This window comes from Ancylobacter dichloromethanicus, assembly GCF_018390645.1.
GTDB classification, from domain to species: domain Bacteria; phylum Pseudomonadota; class Alphaproteobacteria; order Rhizobiales; family Xanthobacteraceae; genus Ancylobacter; species Ancylobacter dichloromethanicus.
Map to the genome: position 1 here is coordinate 1 of NZ_JAHBGC010000054.1, position 17,778 is coordinate 17,778.

General features: G+C 62.3%; 17 protein-coding genes, 1 pseudogene and 1 riboswitch. Of the genes and pseudogenes, 14 read left to right on the forward strand and 4 right to left on the reverse strand.

Features of this window, described 5'->3' with window-relative positions; translation table 11 throughout:
- Positions 1-91: 91 nt before the first annotated feature.
- Both KHC23_RS22545 and KHC23_RS22550 read left to right on the forward strand, forming a co-directional pair.
- Entirely contained in the window at positions 92-853 is a 762-nt protein-coding gene (locus KHC23_RS22545; protein ID WP_213375963.1) for a haloacid dehalogenase type II, read from the forward strand.
- Between the two features lie 18 nt (positions 854-871).
- Entirely contained in the window at positions 872-1,363 is a 492-nt protein-coding gene (locus KHC23_RS22550; RefSeq protein ID WP_213375964.1) for an HPP family protein, read from the forward strand.
- On the opposite strand, the gene uraD is transcribed toward KHC23_RS22550, so the two are convergent.
- From uraD to KHC23_RS24720, 3 genes are all read right to left on the reverse strand, one after another.
- Positions 1,348-2,226 (reverse strand): 2-oxo-4-hydroxy-4-carboxy-5-ureidoimidazoline decarboxylase, encoded by an 879-nt coding sequence (gene uraD, locus KHC23_RS22555; RefSeq protein ID WP_213375965.1) that lies wholly within the window; start codon positions 2,224-2,226, stop codon positions 1,348-1,350. The genes KHC23_RS22550 and uraD overlap by 16 nt on opposite strands.
- A 14-nt stretch (positions 2,227-2,240) precedes the next feature.
- Positions 2,241-3,044 carry an ABC transporter permease gene (locus KHC23_RS22560; RefSeq protein ID WP_029557200.1) on the reverse strand — a complete coding sequence of 268 codons (804 nt, stop codon included), beginning with the start codon at positions 3,042-3,044 and terminating at the stop codon, positions 2,241-2,243.
- A 212-nt stretch (positions 3,045-3,256) separates the two neighbouring features.
- Positions 3,257-3,382 (reverse strand): hypothetical protein, encoded by a 126-nt coding sequence (locus tag KHC23_RS24720; protein ID WP_271188710.1) that lies wholly within the window; start codon positions 3,380-3,382, stop codon positions 3,257-3,259.
- 184 nt (positions 3,383-3,566) lie between these two features.
- On the opposite strand from KHC23_RS24720, the gene drt2 reads away from it, so the two are divergent.
- Positions 3,567-4,874, forward strand: coding sequence for an antiviral reverse transcriptase Drt2 (drt2, locus tag KHC23_RS22565; protein WP_213375966.1), 1,308 nt, complete (start codon positions 3,567-3,569; stop codon positions 4,872-4,874).
- A 47-nt stretch (positions 4,875-4,921) separates the two neighbouring features.
- On the opposite strand, the gene KHC23_RS22570 is transcribed toward drt2, so the two are convergent.
- Positions 4,922-5,509 (reverse strand): hypothetical protein, encoded by a 588-nt coding sequence (locus tag KHC23_RS22570; protein WP_213375967.1) that lies wholly within the window; start codon positions 5,507-5,509, stop codon positions 4,922-4,924.
- Between the two features lie 204 nt (positions 5,510-5,713).
- Between KHC23_RS22570 and KHC23_RS22575 the strand changes: the two are divergent.
- The 11 genes and pseudogenes from KHC23_RS22575 to ctaD form a co-directional block, all read left to right on the forward strand.
- Positions 5,714-6,307 (forward strand): annotated as a pseudogene (locus tag KHC23_RS22575) (TraG/VirB4 family ATPase); the annotation flags it as partial.
- A complete protein-coding gene (locus KHC23_RS22580; protein ID WP_213375968.1) occupies positions 6,304-7,200 on the forward strand; it encodes a hypothetical protein in 897 nt (298 codons plus the stop codon). The pseudogene KHC23_RS22575 and the gene KHC23_RS22580, both read left to right, overlap by 4 nt.
- 10 nt (positions 7,201-7,210) lie before the next feature.
- Positions 7,211-7,927, forward strand: coding sequence for a type IV secretion system protein (locus KHC23_RS22585; protein WP_213375969.1), 717 nt, complete (start codon positions 7,211-7,213; stop codon positions 7,925-7,927).
- A gap of 205 nt (positions 7,928-8,132) precedes the next feature.
- Positions 8,133-8,327 (forward strand): hypothetical protein, encoded by a 195-nt coding sequence (locus KHC23_RS22590; RefSeq protein ID WP_213375970.1) that lies wholly within the window; start codon positions 8,133-8,135, stop codon positions 8,325-8,327.
- 8 nt (positions 8,328-8,335) lie between these two features.
- Positions 8,336-9,466: a TrbL/VirB6 family protein gene (locus KHC23_RS22595; protein ID WP_213375971.1), complete on the forward strand. Its 1,131-nt coding sequence runs from the start codon at positions 8,336-8,338 to the stop codon at positions 9,464-9,466.
- A complete protein-coding gene (locus KHC23_RS22600; protein ID WP_213375972.1) occupies positions 9,463-10,179 on the forward strand; it encodes a VirB8 family type IV secretion system protein in 717 nt (238 codons plus the stop codon). The genes KHC23_RS22595 and KHC23_RS22600 overlap by 4 nt, the downstream gene beginning before the upstream one ends.
- Positions 10,176-10,979, forward strand: a complete 804-nt coding sequence (gene virB9 / locus KHC23_RS22605; protein ID WP_213375973.1) for a P-type conjugative transfer protein VirB9 — start codon at positions 10,176-10,178, stop codon at positions 10,977-10,979. The genes KHC23_RS22600 and virB9 overlap by 4 nt, the downstream gene beginning before the upstream one ends.
- Before the next feature lie 2 nt (positions 10,980-10,981).
- Positions 10,982-12,334, forward strand: coding sequence for a type IV secretion system protein VirB10 (gene virB10, locus KHC23_RS22610; RefSeq protein ID WP_213376019.1), 1,353 nt, complete (start codon positions 10,982-10,984; stop codon positions 12,332-12,334).
- Positions 12,297-13,370 (forward strand): P-type DNA transfer ATPase VirB11, encoded by a 1,074-nt coding sequence (gene virB11, locus KHC23_RS22615; protein WP_213375974.1) that lies wholly within the window; start codon positions 12,297-12,299, stop codon positions 13,368-13,370. Before virB10 ends, virB11 begins: the two co-directional genes overlap by 38 nt.
- Positions 13,348-15,495: a type IV secretory system conjugative DNA transfer family protein gene (locus tag KHC23_RS22620; protein WP_213375975.1), complete on the forward strand. Its 2,148-nt coding sequence runs from the start codon at positions 13,348-13,350 to the stop codon at positions 15,493-15,495. Before virB11 ends, KHC23_RS22620 begins: the two co-directional genes overlap by 23 nt.
- Positions 15,496-15,627: 132 nt before the next feature.
- Positions 15,628-15,687, forward strand: a riboswitch (Fluoride riboswitch).
- Positions 15,688-16,062: 375 nt separating this feature from the next.
- Positions 16,063-17,688 (forward strand): cytochrome c oxidase subunit I, encoded by a 1,626-nt coding sequence (ctaD, locus tag KHC23_RS22625; protein WP_213376020.1) that lies wholly within the window; start codon positions 16,063-16,065, stop codon positions 17,686-17,688.
- Positions 17,689-17,778: the final 90 nt, after the last annotated feature.

Consider the following 17,778-nt stretch of genomic DNA (forward strand, 5'->3'; position numbering starts at 1 on the left):
CTCGGATACAGGCGATCTTCACCTCAAACGACACGCCACTTGGGGAATGCAGGTTCACTGACCGACACGCGCACACAGCGGGAGGAACGACATGATCAAGGCCGTCGTGTTCGACGCCTACGGAACGCTCTTCGACGTCCAGTCGGTGGCCGACGCCACCGAGCAGGCGTATCCCGGCCGGGGCGAGTACATCACGCAGGTGTGGCGGCAGAAGCAGCTGGAATACAGCTGGCTCCGGGCGCTGATGGGGCGCTATGCCGATTTCTGGAGCGTCACGCGGGAGGCTTTGGCCTACACCCTCGGAACGCTGGGACTGGAGCCGGACGAGGCCTTCCTCGCCGACACGGCGCAGGCCTACAACCGTCTCACGCCCTATCCCGACGCGGCCCGATGCCTCGCGGAGTTGGCGCCGCTCAAGCGCGCCATCCTCTCCAACGGCGCGCCCGACATGCTGCGGGCGCTGGTGGCCAATGCGGGCCTCGCCGACAGCTTCGACGCGGTCATCAGCGTCGATGCCAAGCGGGTGTTCAAGCCCCATCCGGAGGCCTATGCGCTGGTGGAAGAGGTGCTGGGCGTGACGCCGGCGGAGGTGCTGTTCGTGTCCTCCAACGGCTTCGACGTGGGGGGCGCGAAGGCTTTCGGCTTCCGCGTCGCCCGTGTCGCCCGCCTGCCGCGGGAGGCGCTGGCGCGTGAACTGGCCTCGGGTGCCATCACGCCCCTCACCGTGTTCAAGGCGCTCCGGATGCAGGAAGAGACCTATGCGGAGGCGCCGGATCTCGTGGTGCCGTCGCTCGGCGACCTGCCGCGGCTGATTGGCGAGGCCACCGCCGCCCGGCTCGCGCCCGCGGGTTGACGGGACGGAGGGCGGGCGATGGAAGGCCACGACCGCACGGACGGCGGGGAGCGCTTCGGCGTCGCTGCCTCCATCCTCGTCGCCGCCCTTTCGGCGGCGGCTGTGGTGTTCATCGTCCACCGGGTTGCCGCCGGCTCCGGCATGGCGCTCGCCGCCTTTCCCTTCATCACCTCTCTGGTGCTGGTGTGCGGGGCACCCGCGAGCGCGCCGGCCGGCACCCGCGCCATCCTCGGCGGTCATCTGATCTGCGGGGTGGTCGCGCTGGGCGGGCTCGCGCTGTTCCCGCCGTCGGACGTTGTAACCGCAGTCGCGGTGGGGCTGGCGGTGGCGCTCATGCTCGCCACCCGCTGCTTCCATCCGCCGGCGGGGATCACGCCTCTGATCGTGGCGCAGTTCCAACCCGGCTGGGATTTCCTGATCTGGCCCGTCCTCACCGGCGCGCTGGTCGCGGCGATGCTGGCCCGCGCGTTGGAGCGCCTGCGCGCCGGCCGCTCTCAGCTCCCGCGATAGGTGGTGTAGGAACCAGGCGAGAGGAGGAGTGGCACGTGAAAATGCTCCTCCGGATTCCACACGGTGAAGGCCACGCGTACCTTGCCGAGATAGGCGCGGGCGGTGGTGGAATAGCCGTGGCGGGCGAAATAGGTGGGCGTGTCGTAGCGCCACTCATAGGTGCCGGCGGCAAGGTCGCCGCCGCCGAGGAGATGGTGGTCGCAGGCGCCGTCATCATTGGTGACGAAGGAGGTGATGCGTGTCATCCCGCCGTCGCTCTCCCGCCGCCACAGCTCCACGCCCAGCCCGCCCGCCGGCGCCGCGCGCACGGTGTCGAGCACATGGGTGGAGACGCTGCCCGTGGGCGCGGCGCGCACGCGGTCGAGCAGCCGCATCCACGAGATGGCCGCGACCTCCGCCAGCGCCTCCGCGCGCTCCGCCTCGGGGCTCGCCGCCAGCCGCCGCTCGAAGGTGGCGAACAGGGTCTCCAGCGAGGCCTTGCGCACCGCGAGGATGAAGGGATAGCCGAAGCGCGCCTCATAGGCGGCGTTCAGCCGATCCAGCCGGGCGCTGATCTCGGCATCGAGGGCATCAAGCCCGAGGGCGGTCTGCTCGGCGGTCGACTCCGCAGTGGTGCCGCGCCTCAGGGTCTCGGGAGAGAGGCGGGGATGGCCGTTGAGGAAGTCCGCCAGCGCCGGCGCGGGCAGCGCCTCGATGCCGGCCAGCATCGCCTTGTGCAGGGCGGTGAGGGTGGCGAAGGGGCGCGCGCCGGCGGCATTCCGCGCCACCCACGGGGCGTTCTCGAACACCGGGCCGAGGGCCGCCGCGAAATCGGCGGCGGTCATGGCGTTCAGCGCGTCGAGGCGCAGGAGGTCGTTCGGCACGTCCCGTCTCCCGGTCATTTCATGAAGCGTGAGAAGCCGGCGACCCGCTCCATCAGCACCATCATCAGCACGGTGGCGATGATGATGACGCCGCAGGCGGAGGCGGCCCGGCTGTCGAGCTGGTTCTGGATGATGTCCCAGAGATAGATGGGCAGCACCTGCGTGCGGGCGTCCTGGAGGAACAGCGACACCGGGACGTTGTCGAACGAGGCCATGAAGGCGATGAAGGCGCCGGAGGCGACGCCGGGGCTGATGAGCGGCAGCGTCACCGTCCGGAAGGTATGCAGGCGCGACGCGCCGAGGCTGCGCGAGGCGTCGAGCAAAGCCGGATCGAGCTGGGCGAGGCTGGCCAGCGTGGTGCGCAGCACGAAGGGCACGCACACCACGATATGGCCGATGGCGAGCGTCAGCGTCGAGGGCCGCATCCCCAGCATGGAGAACAGCATCAGCGCCGCGAAGCCGAAGGCCAGCGCCGGCAGGATCAGCGGCGACATGAACAGCGTCTCCAGCCCCCGTGCCACCGGCCCCTCGCTGCGGGCGATGCCGAGCGCGGCGGCCACCCCCAGCACCACGCAGGCGGAAACGCTGATGACCGCCACCTTCAGGCTCACCCACAGGGCCGCCTGCAATTCGTTGGCGTCGATGAGCGCCGCGTACCAGCGCAGCGAATAGCTGGCGGGCGGGAAGTGCAGCGCCTCCTCCCCGGTGAAGGAGAGGATGAGGATGACCAGCGTCGGCCCCGCCAGCGCGATGACGCAGATGAGGGAGAGGAGGCCGAACACGGTGTTGAAGGAGAGGGTCTGCCAGTCGCGCAGCATGGCGTTTCTCCTGTGAATATCATAAACGAGCGTCGCGAAAATGCGGATCAAAAGAGTCCGACCGCACGAGAAGGCACTTCGCCCCGCCCTCTCCCTGGATCGCGACCGATACCCTTTCGCCATAGTATGACGATAGGGAAGATTCTTGAGAAATTTCGGCCGAGCGCGTCTATCGGTACCTTGAAACCGGCGGCATCTGTTCCCACTTTGTGTCAGCCGTCAGGAATTGGCTTGGCGGTTGGACTGTTGAGACCGTCAACCTCGATATGGAGACCGGGCATGACGATGCCGAACAGCATCGCCACGACGGCGGCCAGGTTGAGAGAGACATCGAGCATCGCTCGGACCTCCACAGCTACATTATACCACCTCGCGTTTCGAGACCCGTGTTGGCGAGGCGTTTGGAGTTGAGACACTGAACGCAATAGCTGACAGAAGGTGGCGTGCGTTCGGGGGACGCCCGGTTTCGACCGGAGCCCAGGGTCAGGGCCAGTCCCCCGAACTCTGCGATTGGGGGTTAGCATGTCGCTGGATTGGCTAAAACCGCGCCGCTATCGGCATTTCGATCTGCCCGTTAACGAAGCCTTCGCACAAAAGGCTATGGATCCCGCCATAGTGTCTCGGCACGCATTCTCGCCGCTCATCCACTACACCAAAACCGAAACGCGGTACAAAAAGTGTCCGAAGAGTGGGACGCGGACAATCACGCAAAAAGAGCGCCCAATTAAGTACGCCGCACATCGGGACGCCTGCATTTTTTCCTATTATGCACATCAGATAAATCAGGCGCTCGATACACGATACAAGGTGATGGGCATCTCGGACAACGTGATCGCCTACCGAGCACTCGGGCGAGGCAATTACAATTTCGCTGCGGAAGCCATGGATTACGCTCAGGCTGAAGCTCCTGTCGTGATCTTGGCCTTCGATATCACGAGCTTCTTTGACACTCTCGATCATGGCCTCCTGAAGCAGCGGCTAAAATCTCTCCTCGGCGTCCACGAGCTTTCGGACGACTGGTACAAGGTCTTTCGCTCCGTCACCCGGTTCCACTACGTCGATCTTAAGGAGTTGAAGGCCCATCCGGTGTTCGGACAGCGATTGAAGGATAAAAGCCGCGACCGGATCGCCAGCATGGAAGAATTGAAGGCGGAAGGGATTGCCTTCCATGCCAACCCTGAGATGGCCAAGGGGCATCGTCGTGGAATCCCTCAGGGCACGCCAATCAGCGCCGCTATCTCCAATCTCTACATGATGGAGTTCGATGCGGCAGCCAAAGCTTGCTGCGATAAGGTTGGTGCATTCTACCGCCGCTATTCCGACGACATCCTCGTCATATGTAAGCCTAACGATGCGCTGGCGATAGAAGCGGAAATCTTGCGGCTGATCGCTACCGAAAAGCTGCAGATCGCCCCGCATAAAACCGAGAAGACGCTTTTCGATAAAGGGCGGTCATTACCCCGCACCTCCAAGGCAGCCCAATATCTCGGCTTTACCTTCGACGAATCCGGCCCAGCCATCCGTGAAAGCTCCCTCGCCCGGCAATGGCGCAAAATGCGACGGGCGATGAGGCGTGCCAGGAAATCGGTTCAATGGCGAATTGCGGCGGGCCTGCCCGGTAAGGCCCACACAAAAAAGCTCTATCGGCGGTTCGCATACCTCAAGGTCTATGATGGCGACACGCTACGAACGCTTCGGAATTTCTCGTCTTACGGCAGGCGCAGCGCAGACGCATTCGGCCAAGGTGAGAAAATCAATCGGCAGGTGAAGCGCTTCGAGCAAGTTGCGTTGCGGGAAATAAAAAAGCTGAAGGCCTCTTCATGCTCTTGAATTGGAGATCTCTCACATTAGATCTGTATAATTAATTCTTATGAGTTCTATTCGTCTTGTGGTTTAACGACTTTCCCATAGCCCTCTGGCAGGGTCATCGGTCTCGGATCGGCTTGAGCCTTCCTGTCCGCGTTCTCGATCTTGTTGCGCCGAGTGATGGCTCTCAAAGTCATGTCGCTGTTTACATCGAGTAGGCTGAGAACGCCCCGCACAAAGGGGATCGTGCGAAAAACTGCCAAGCTTCCCGAAAAATATAGAATTGCCGGAAGGAGCCAGCCAAGATCGAGCGGCTCGAAATGCGCCGGCATTGGCAGAACGAGAATCCAGTTCAAGGCCTTGCCAGCGATAAGCGCCACCACCGCCACAAAATCCAGGCTGAGCAACGCCACCCAAAATAGCATCTGGGCCTTTAGCGCCTTGTGATAACGCGCCGCGTCTTCAAGCTCCAAACCATCCGGCTTTAGAATGCCAGCGGTAAAAATCATGGCAGGCAGAATCACGGCTGATTGAATGCTAAAAAAAGCGATCAATTCCGTGGTAATATCCTTCATTGCATTGTGGGGCACAAAATAAGCGCCAACAATCGCCAGCAAGGCTGCCGAGAAGAAATCCCATTTTTGAAAAAATCTGCGCATCTGGCTGACGCCCTATGCCTCGATTTTGCCGTTCGCGACGAAGTAGTCGTAGGCGTCTCTTAGCTTGACTCGAACGTCCGTGGGATTGAGCAGGCTCCCGGTGGATAGGACACGCACGGGGTAGCTGAGCCGAATGTCTTTCCCGGTCAGCTTGCCATGCTTGCCGACCGCCGTAATTTCGCCATCGGGCAAATTTCGGACCAGTTCTCCTTATCGAGCGTGTTCGGTTTCGACATGACGCGGGTGCTCGACGATCCCGTCATTCGCACCGCGGCTCTGATGTACATTTTCCACAGGACCGAGGAATTGCTCACCGGCGACCCCGTGATGATCTTCCTCGACGAGGGCTGGCGGCTGCTCGACGATGACGTCTTTGCCTTCTTCATTCGCGACAAGCTCAAGACCATCCGTAAGCAGAACGGCATCGTCGGCTTTGGCACCCAGTCGGCGGCCGACATCGTACGGTCGAAGGCGTCGAACACGCTGATCGAACAGACCAGCACCAATATCTTCTTCCCGAACCCCAAAGCCGACGACGAAAGCTACCAGAAGGCTTTTCGCCTTTCCGGGCGCGAGGTCGCCTGGATTCGCGGCACGGTGCCGGAAAGCCGCTCATTCCTGATCAAGCACGGCCGCGACAGCGTCGTGGCCCGACTCAATCTTGCCGGCATGCCCGATCTGATCAAGGTGCTGTCCGGGCGCACCGAGACGGTTGCGGAGCTCGATGCGCTGCGTGCCCGCGTCGGCGACGACCCGGCCGTGTGGTTACCGATCTTCATGGGGAGAAGCCCAGCATGAAACTCAAGATGGCGATCATCGCGGCGACATTTTTGTCGGGTGTTGCGCCCGCGCTGGCGAATATTCCCGTCAACGACGCGGCGCAATTGACGCAGCGCTCGCAGACCGCCGGCACGACGGTCAAGCTCGTGCCGGTGACGACGCAACGGCAGGACGCCAACAGCGGTGTCAAATGCGCTGTCACCACCGGCAAGAAAGCAACCATCACAAATCCAACCGTGCAGCCGCAGGCGGGCACCGGCAGCCAGGCCATCCAGACCTATGGTCCCGATCTGCCGGCGATGCCCGATCCGAATGCGCAAGGCGCGGCCCTCAACAGCCAAACCTTGTTCAAGTCGAGTGGCGACGTGGTGGCTGGGCTCGACGCCAGCCGCTCGACCATGGCAGCGGCTCAGTCGGGGTTTCAGACAGCCGGCCAGCAGGTCGGAACCGCGCCGACGGTGATGGGCGCGATCGACATGAACAGCGCGGCGCGGCTGCAGAATAACCTCACTTGGAATAGCGCAATCGGCTCCGCCAATCTCTGGGTGACAGCGCTCAACGCCCTCAATCTGGCACTGAACAGCGATATGAGCCGGACGGCGCTCGGCATGCGCGCAACGGCGAGCGCTGCCCAGCCGACGTCGGGTCCGGTCTGCCCCGTCGGCATGGTCGGGTCCGGGACGGCGACCGATCCCTGTCGGGTGTCATCGGCTTGCTCGACCACGCCGCCGGGTTCGCCGGCAGATCCTTCCTGCGTCAGTGCGCGCTATGTCGACACCGACGGCAACGTCATCTTCTACCTCGCGCAGGTGCAGAACGCCGCCAACAACGCCAATACCGGCGCGAATGCAGCGCTAACGATCGCCGATGTCACTGCGGCGCTCGCCGCGATTTCCACCAACAGCCGCTAGGGAGATTCCGATGGGTTGGATGTTCAAGCTTGCCATATTGACGCTGGTTTTGGCGGGCGCGCCGCCGGCGATGGCGCAGGTTCCGGTCATCGACAGCGCCAACCTGACCAAGGCGCAAGAGATCGCGACCAGCACGCAGCAGATCCTCACGGCGGATAAGCAGATCCTGCAGTTCACGCAAAAGACCCTGCAGGCGGTGACGGGCGACCGATCTTCGCAGGCCCAAGGTACGCTGGCGCAGATGGCGCTCGGCGGCGGCTTCTCGATGGCGCAGGCACCGTCGCTCGGCTCGGTCATTTCGGGCGGCGCGTTATCATTCGCCGGCATGGGATCGGCGTCTCAGAACATCGTCTCCACGCTGATCAACGGACTACAGCTCGTCCAAACCATCACCGGCCTCGTCAACGGTCAGAACCACCCGGCCGACACGGCTTACAAGAACTCGGTGAATGTCGCAGCCACGCTGTCGGGGCTGATCACCTCGACGCAGGGCGCTGTGCAGCAGCGGTCCTCTGCCTTCACGCAAGGCGGCCAGCAGATCGGACAGGCGCAGGACCTCAAAGGCAGCGTCGATCAGAACACCCAGGTGCAGATCCAGACCGGGCAAACGATCAACGAACTCAATGGCGTCGTCAACAATGCAGCGGCGGCCGCCAATCAAGCAAACCTCGACCGGATCGCCGCGGAATCGTCCGCTGCCCGCGCGATGAAGTTCACACAGCAGTAATCAAAGCGGTTGGGGGAAACGTGTCAAAGCGTGCTCTGATTCTCGTGGTCATCGTCGCCATCTCTGTTGGCGTAGCGATCGGTTACTATGGTCTCCCGCCACGCCATGCGCCGGCCATCAGCGCGGGAGCTATCGGCGGCCAGGACGACGCGGCCAAAGCGGCGTCACGTGCCATGACATTCACCGAACCGAAGGCGCCGGCCCCGTGAAACGCATCGTGACATTCACCGCATTGGCAATCGTGGCCACCGCGCTCGCCGGCTGCGCCTACAAGCCGCTGAAGGCGCCGTGTTCTTCCGACGAAGGCGGGACGCCACTGGCCTATTCCGACCTTCCCACGCCCGCCGTGCCAGAGGCGCTTCAACGCCTGGACCGCTGCGGTCCGATGCGGCCGATCTGAGAGGCGCGATGGCCAATAGCTTCAACATCACGTCGCTGCTGCAATCGGTCGATCAGCTCGGTCAGAACTACGTCTCGACCGCCTATCAGGCGTTGGCGAGCGCTGCGACGTCGGGCGGCGCAACCAGCGTCGCCGGCTTGCTGCTCACGCTCTATGTAATTTTCTGGGGTGTCGGGATCTGGCAGGGCACCGCGACCGGCGGTCCTGCCGACCACGCGTTTCGTTTGTTTCGTGCTGCGCTGATCTACACCATGGCCACGAAGTGGGGCGACTTCCAGACACTGGCCTATAACTTCCTCAACGACGGCCCGTCCGCGATCGGCAACGCGCTGCTAAGCGCGGTGACATCCGCCAACAACACCGGCACATCCGCGAACCTGAACTCCGTCAACGGCGTCCAGTCGGCGTTGCAGAACATGTGGGACACGACCAACAGCGCGACCGAGGCGTTCCTTCAGAATGCCGGCATTACAAACTGGGGGCCCTACATCTTCGCGGCCGTCTTCTACGTGGTGATGGCGATACTGATCGGCTTCGCGCTGTTCCTCATCGTGCTGTCGAAGATGTTCATGTGGCTGCTGCTCGCATTGGCGCCGCTGTTCATCATCCTACTGCTGTTCGGGGTCACGACGCGGTTCTTTAGCGGGTGGCTCAGCTCATTGGCGCAGTATTTTTTGGTGCAGGTACTCGTCTATGCGTTTCTCGCCTTCTACGTCTCGCTGATCCAGCAGACGATCGACACGCTCAACGGCGTCGCCAATTCCAAGTCGGCGACCTGGGCCACGATCGGTCCCGTCGTGCTGCTCGCCATCATCGGCATCCTGCTGCTGAGCCAGATCAACAACATGGCGGCGGCGCTCGCCGGCGGCGTGCCGATTTTTGCGCCGCGCATCGGTGCGGTGCTCGCCACCGCAACGGGCTATCGGTTGGGGGCCTCGGCCAATCGCGCCCGGCTGGCCTTTCGCAATCCGCTAAATCCGGCCTCGGTGTCGCGCCGAGAGGAGCTGGCGTCGCGCCAACGCGCGCGCGTCGGGATTCGCGCCGCGTCGTGGGCGCAATCAGCGGAATTCAGGCGTCTTGCTGACCAGTTGCGCAATCCGGGCACGCCGCCGGCGCAGAGCGGCGGGGGGCGGCCATGACGGAAACCGTGACATCGGAACCCGTGCGTGTCGATCCGCGCTACTACGTTGACGGCGCGACCTGGGAACGCGACATCGCGCGACGCAACCGCAACTCGCGTGCGCTCGCCTGGATCGTCGCGGCCGTGATGAGCGTAGTTGCGGTCGGAGCGCTCGGTACTCTTGCCCTGCTGGTCCCGCTCAAGACCTACGAGCCTTATATGGTCGTCGTCGACAAGACGACAGGCTTCGTCGAAGTGAAGCGCCCGATGGCCGAAGGCCCGCTGACCCAGGACGAAGCGGTGACGACGTTCAACGTCGTCCGCTACATCAAAGCGCGCGAGACCTACGATCCGAAGGCGTTGAAGGACAATTTCGATCTGGCGCAATTGCTCGGGACGGCAGATGCAGCACGCGAGCTGACGGAGATCTATTCACCCGCCAATCCCACCAATCCGGTGAAGGTGTACGGCGCCAACACCGTGGTCTCGGTCAACATAAAATCCGTCACATTCCCAAACAATCGGACCGCGCTGGCGCGATTCTCCACCGAGGAAAAGTCGTCGACGAACATCGTCACGCGCAACTGGGTCTCGCTGGTACGGTTTCGCTACACCTCCGTGCCGTTGCGCAATGAATGGCGGTTCGACAATCCGCTCGGCTTCCAGGTGCTCGAGTATCGCCGCGATCAGGAAACCGCGCCATCCCCCGGAACGATGGGTGCGCAGCAATGAGGAAGCGTTGCGTTGTCGTCAGTCTGATCCTCTGCATCACGGCGAGCGCCGCGCATGCAGAGGCTTTGCCGCGCCCTGGTCGTACCGATGCGCGTGTCCGGGATGTCATCTACAACAGGGACAACGTCACCGCGATCGACGCCAGCTACGGTACCTCGACGATGATCCAGCTGCAGCCGGACGAGAAGATCGAGACGCTGGCGCTCGGCGACTCGATCGCCTGGAAGGTCGAGCCGAACCGCAAGGGCGACATCATCTTCGTCAAGCCGGTCGACAAGAACGCGATATCGAACCTCAACGTCGTCACCGACAAGCGCATCTATTCGTTCCTGCTGCGCTCGAACACGCGGCCGCCGTCCGGTCAGATCTATGCCGTGCGATTCCGCTTTCCGGACGATGATGCGAGCGCAAAACTACTGGCTGAAGCCAAGCAGCGCGCTGCAAATCCGAATCTCAAAGACCTCAACATCGCCAACGCCAACAGCGACTATGGCTACAAGGGTTCGTCGGTGAACAAACCCGTCGCGGTATTCGATGACGGGACCAAGACCTGGTTTCGCTTCGAAGGCGAGACGCCGGCCATTTATATTGTCGACGCCGATCGCAACGAGAGCCTGATTAATTTCCGGACTGAGGGGCCCTATGTCATCGTCGACAAGGTCTCGCCGCAATGGACGCTGCGCAACGGCCAGGACTCGACCTGCATCTTCAACCGCCGCCTCACCAACGTGCATGAGCCGAACGGGCTGGAGCCCTATGCGCCGCAACGTGTCGGTGCCGCCACGACCGCGGGAGGCTGATGATGCCGACACCGGACGATTATCGTTCATTCGAACTGGAAGCTGCGGCGGCCACCTCGGTCGCGCGTGGCCGAACCGCGCTCGGCAGCTTTTTGAAATTCGGCGTTCCGATCGGCGCGCTCATTGTCGCGGCCTGGATGATTTACGGCACAGTCGTCCGACGGTCGCCCACGCTGACGACGCCGGACAAGGAGGAGTTCAGGACGACGCAGTTCCCGGCGCCGTCACTATCGACCCCGCGTGTGCAGACCAATCAGGGCACCATCGTCATCCCGCAGGCGCCAGCCGAGCCCGCCCCGCCACCTCCTCCGGTCGCGCCGCCTCTCGCGCTGCCGGCGCCGCCGCCACCCGAGCCGCCGCTGGCAGTGGCCCCACCCAATGACGACGAGGCCCGTCGTCTCGCTGAGCTGGAACGTCAACGACTGGAAGAAGAGCGGCGGCGCTGGGAACGATTGCGGGCGCCGCAAGTGATCGCCGACAATGCCGCGGCGGCGGCGAACGGGGCCAATCCGGACGAGGGCAGCAGGGCTGCGAGCGGTCCGGAGGATGATCCCAACCGGCGCTTTCTCGCTTCCGTGTCCGCCGCAGGGGTCGAGGTCTCACGCGCGACCAAGAACAACCGGATCGACGCCCTGGTGGCGCAGGGTACCATGATCCGCGGCGTGCTCGAGACCGCACTTCAAAGCGACCTCCCGGGCATGGTGCGCGCGGTCGTCACGGAAAACGTCTGGTCATTCGACGGCCGCCGCGTGCTGATTCCCGCCGGGAGCCGCCTGGTCGGCGAGTACAAGTCCGGCATCGCACAAGGGCAAACCCGCGTGTTCGTGGTCTGGACCCGCATGCTGCGCTCGGACGGCGTTTCGGTGCAGCTCGGCTCCAATGGGACCGACGACCTCGGGCGCGCCGGCAATGCCGGCTTCGTCGACAACCATTATCTGGAGCGCTTTGGCTCTGCAGTAATGTTGTCGCTCGTTGGCGGCGTCTCGCAGTTCCTCAGCGCGTACGGACAGAACACCAACAACACCAATGGCAATGGCACCATTATCACGACGACGGACCCCGTCACCGGCATCACGACGCAGACGCAGACCGGCGTGAACCAGAACCAGTTGAGCCTGCAGGCCCGCCAGATCGCCGCGCAGAACGTCTCGCAGACCCTGACCAACATCGCGCAGGAGGCGCTCCGCAATTCGATCAATATTCCACCCACCATCTATCTCGACCAGGGGACGCGAATCATCGTCTTCGTGCGGCGCGATCTCGACTTTTCCGCGCTCTATCCGGACCCGGTCAAGGAAGCCCTGAGGGAGCTCAAACGTGAACGCGCCGGCACGAAGCCTGACGGTCTTCATTGACCGCGCCCTTGATCCGATCAGGCCCTGGCTCGACGATGACCAGGTCGTCGAGATCTGCGCCAATGGTCCGGGCGAGGTCTGGATCGAACGCTTCGGACAGGCCGCGATGGAGCGTCACGAGGTGCCGGGCCTGACGGAGCACGCCCTCCGGCACCTGGCCGAGCGGGTCGCCGGACATTCGGGCCAGAGCGTCAACGAGGAGCATCCGCTGCTGTCGGCCGCGCTGCCGACCGGAGAGCGGTTTCAAGGGGTGATGCCGCCGGCGACAACGGCGGGAGGCGCCTTCGCGATCCGCAAGCAGGTCATCAAGGAAATGCGGCTCGACGACTACCGCAAACTCGGATCGTTCGAGAAGGTGTCGACGGCGGGGGAGGGCGCGCTGTCGGAAACCGACCGGCGGCTCTGCGAGCATCTCGATGCCGGCCGTATCGAGGAGTTTATCCGGCTCGCTGTGGTCAGCCGTTACTCGATCCTGCTGTCGGGCGGGACGAGCTCCGGCAAGACTACCTTCCTGAATGCCATCTTGAAGGAAGTGCCAGTCGATGAGCGCATTATCACCATCGAGGATACGCGGGAGGTCAATCCGCTGCAAAAGAACTACCTGCCGCTGGTGGCCTCGAAGGGCGACCAGGGCGAGGCACGCGTCACGGTCGAAACTCTGCTTCAGGCCTCGATGCGGCTGCGCCCGGACCGCATCTTCCTCGGCGAGATTCGCGGTGCCGAAGCCTATTCGTTCCTGCGCGCCATCAACACCGGACATCCGGGCAGCATCACCACCGTGCACGCCGACAGCCCGGCCGGCGCGTTCGAGCAGCTCGCGCTCATGGTGATGCAGGCCGGGCTCGGCCTGCGGCGCGACGAGATCGTCGGCTACATCAAGTCGGTGCTGCCGATCGTCATCCAGCAGACGAAGGTCGGCGGCTGGCGCGGCACATCGGCGGTACATTTTTCGCGTATGGCCGAGTGGCGCGAGGAGCGAGAGGCCAACAAGCCGCAACCGGGGAAGGGCCGTCATGGCGCGCGTCGTCGCCTATAGGATCGGCGTCGCCATCCTGCTGCTGCTCGCCTTCTGGCTGCTATGGAGCATGGCGTACGAGGTCGTCGTCGCCTTACGCTGGGCGCCAAGCAAATTCCCAAGCGAAGGCGCGTCGCGCTGGGCTCTGTTCCGGATGCAAAATGCCGATCGGTCCGCCGACTTCTTCCTGATCGCCTGGCGTCATTTCTACGACCGCCTGCTGTTTCCGGGAACGCGCGTCGAAGCGCTGATCCGTGCCGGCTACGCGGCGGCCGCGGTCGGCGCGCTTGCCAGCGCAGGGGTGCTGTTTGCGGTGATCAACCGCCGGCAGATGCCCTACGGCGAAGCTCGCTTCGGCACGGTAATGGAGGCCGCCAAGCAAGGCCTCACCCCCAAGCAGGGCATCGTCCTGGGGACACTCGGGGGCGCCACCATTCGATCGGACGAGCCCGCGCACATTCTCGTCGTCGGCCCCTCACGATCCGGCAAAGGCACCGGCTTCGTTCTTCCGAACGGCTACCTCTGGCAGGGATCGGCCGTGTTTTTCGATCCCAAGCGCGAGAACTTCGATGCACTCGCCAACCATCGCGCGACGATGGGCAACAAGGTCTTCATGTTCTCGCCGGGTTCGAACGACACCCATCGCTACAACCCGCTGGACTTCGTGCGCCGCGACGAGCGGATGGCCACGGACTGCCTGGTGGTGGCGTCTTTCGTGATCCCGGAGAAAGCCGACGACACCTGGGCGGGTGCAGGCCGTCTACTGCTGTCCGCGCTGATCGGCTACGTCCTGTCGTCACCCTTGATTGCGGGCGCACAGCATATGCGCACGGTCGCGCGGATGACCACGACGGGAAAGGACATCTCGTCGGTCTTGCGCGCCATCGTGAAGACCGAACGCCAGCATTTGCCGACCTGGGTCGTGGACAGCTTCAACCAATATATCGCGCTCGAGCCGGAGACGCGCAATTCGGCGGTGTTCAACGTCAACATGGCGATGTCGCTATGGAACAACGGCCTAATCTCGGCCGCGACCGAGACATCCGACTTCGACATCCGCGAATTGCGGCGCCAGCCGATGACAATCTTCATCGGCTGCACCATCGCAGAACTCTCAATCTTCCGGCCGCTGATCCGTATTTTATTTCAACAGATTCACGATCTGATGATGGTGAAAATTCCCGGCGATGACGAGCCGCATCAGGTCCTGCTGATGCTCGACGAATTCTACCACGTCGGACGGATGGATTCGCTGATCTCCAAGATCACCATCAGTGCCGGCTATGGCTTCCGCATGGCGATCGTGATGCAGGACATCGCGCAGCTCGACGAACTCTACGGCAAGAACACGCGCATCACCACGGTGTCGGGATCGCAGATCAAGCTGTTCATTCAGATCAACGACCTGGAAACGTCGGAGTTCGTGTCCGAGATGCTGGGCGAGACGACGCAGGTCTACAAGACGCCGATCCAGCGGCCGGGGCAGGGGATCTTCGCGCCACGCGTCTGGGCGCCGCATTACACACCCCGGCCGCTTCGCAGCCCTCTCGAGCTGCGGGAAATGTCGGCGCGGCTGTCGATCCTGATGGTGAAGAACTCACGTTCGTTTGAACTAACGAAAATCCGGCACTACACCGATAAGCCCTACCGCGCGTTTTTTGAAAAAGCCAAAGCTACGCCTCCTATCTTGCCGATGTTACGTGAGTGGCAGGATGAGACCTTGGGCGGCGCAATCAATCCGGCGCCGGATCACTCGAAGGAGGCCTTGGAAGTTCCCGCCACGCCTACGACAAATGAAACACCCCGACCGCGCAAAGCCCCGGGACGGCGCACAATCAAGACGAAGGCCGAAGCTACAAAGCCGCCAAAGGCCTCTGTGGCCGCAGAGGCGCCCTTGACGTTGATGGCCCGCACGGAGCCGAAGACGCCGGTGCGCAAGGCATTATCGTTAGGCGTCGCGCCCGCAGCGCCCGCAGGGGAGAGCTGTGATGTTCGAGACATGCTGGCATCTGTTGCCTCCAGCCAAGATGAGGAGTTCGGGGCCGTGATGGAGGTGCTCGGCAAGGCCCCCAATTCTGCGAGGGTCCGACAAGCAGGCGAGGCGCTCGCCTCATTGCATCAGTCATTCGGAGACGATGAGAAATAGGCGGTCTTCACCTCAAGGTTGGGACGCAACAGCGCCTTTGTTCTCACGCGTAATATTGTCTTATTCCATGCCATGAGGTTCTTGCCATTTTGAGCGGCGCCGCTAATATCTCCGCCGCTCGCGCGACTACTTGACGCGTGAGGGGATGGAGTTCCCCGCTACTGCCGATCGGCTGATGACTCCTGCCACGTTACTTACGGAGGCAGGAGCTATGCGTGATCAGCGCGGTTCAATTGACAGTCAGCGCACCGCTGGTGTCGTTCATTCACAGCCCTGTTTTTTGATACGACCCAGGCACGATTCTGTGCGTGAGCTGCGTTGGACGGCAGATTTGGCTGTCATCGAACCGATTGAGCCAAGATCGTCTGCCCCTCGTCGAAACATCGAGATCGCTGTGCGCTGACATGAACAGCCGTATGCAGCCGTCCGACGCAGTTATTCTGAAACAACGTTTGTCGGTGCGTCGACGTGCGCATGCGCGACTCCAACCCGCTATTGCCCCGCGCCCAGTTAATCCCGCCGACAATCAAGAACGCACATTCTTCCGCAGCGATGAAAGATAACAGCATGTCAAGCAGTGCGACCTCCGTTCATAGCGAAACTCTCGCCGATAGCGGGCATGGCGCGTCGCACCCGACAGGATGGCGTCGATATCTTTATTCGACGAACCATAAGGACATCGGAACGATGTATCTTATCTTTGCAATTATTGCGGGACTCATTGGCGGCGCGCTTTCGATAGCGATTCGGGCAGAGCTGATGTACCCGGGTGTCCAGATCTTCCATGAGAGCCATACCTACAACGTCTTCGTAACCGAACACGGCCTGATCATGATTTTCTTCATGGTCATGCCTGCCATGATCGGAGGCTTTGGCAACTGGATGGTGCCCTTGCTGATCGGCGCGCCTGATATGGCCTTTCCGCGCATGAACAACATTTCGTTTTGGCTGCTTCCTGCGTCGTTCGCCCTGCTGATCATTTCGACTTTTGTTGAGGGGGAGCCCGGCGCGAACGGCGTAGGCGCGGGGTGGACGCTTTACGCTCCGCTTTCGACATCCGGCCATCCCGGCCCGGCGATGGACTTTGTCATTCTGTCGTTGCACCTGGCCGGCGCATCATCGGTCCTTGGAGCCATCAACTTCATCACCACCATCTTCAACATGCGGGCGCCGGGCATGACTTTGCACAAGATGCCCCTGTTTTGCTGGTCGGTCCTTGTGACGGCGTTTCTCTTGCTGCTGTCATTGCCAGTGCTCGCGGGTGGCATCACCATGCTGCTGACCGATCGCAATTTTGGGACAACGTTCTTCTCGGCCGACGGCGGTGGAGATCCCTTGCTTTATCAACATCTCTTTTGGTTCTTTGGTCACCCCGAAGTCTACATTCTGATTCTCCCGGGCTTCGGGATGACGAGCCATATCGTTTCGACATTCAGCCGGAAGCCGATCTTCGGCTATCTCGGCATGGCCTACGCGACGGCGGCGATCGGCGCCATCGGCTTCGTGGTCTGGGCGCATCACATGTACACAGTCGGGATGTCGAGTGCGACTCAGGCCTATTTCGTTGCGGCGACCATGGTCATTGCCGTGCCGACGGGCGTGAAGATTTTCTCCTGGATCGCCACGATGTGGGGCGGCTCGATCGAGTTCAAGACGCCGATGCTGTGGGCAATGGGTTTCATCTTTCTGTTCACGGTCGGAGGTGTGACGGGAGTTGTGCTAGCGAACGCCGGCGTTGATCGCGTTCTGCAAGACACTTACTATGTGGTGGCCCATTTCCATTATGTGCTGTCGCTCGGCGCGGTTTTCACTATTTTTGCGGGCTGGTATTTTTGGTTTCCGAAGATCACCGGCTACATGTACCGCGAGTTCATCGGCAAATTGCATTTCTGGGTGACATTTATCGGCGTCAATCTGGTGTTTTTTCCCCAGCACTTTCTTGGGCTGGCCGGAATGCCGCGGCGTTATGTCGACTATCCCGACGCCTTCGCAGGGTGGAATTTTGTCTCGTCGATCGGCTCCTATATCTCCGGATTTGCCGTCCTGATCTTCCTCTATGGCGTCATCGATGCGTTCGTGCGGAAGGAAAAGGCGGCGGACAATCCTTGGGGCGTTGGTGCGACAACCCTGGAATGGACGTTGTCATCGCCTCCGCCATTCCATCAATTCGAACGCTTGCCGTTGATACAGTAGGCCTGCCTAGGCGACGACGGCCGGCAGCAGAGCTCCGCCGCCAGTTGCATGTTGTCCTGGGCTGGTTGGAACATTCATTACTAGCCGCGA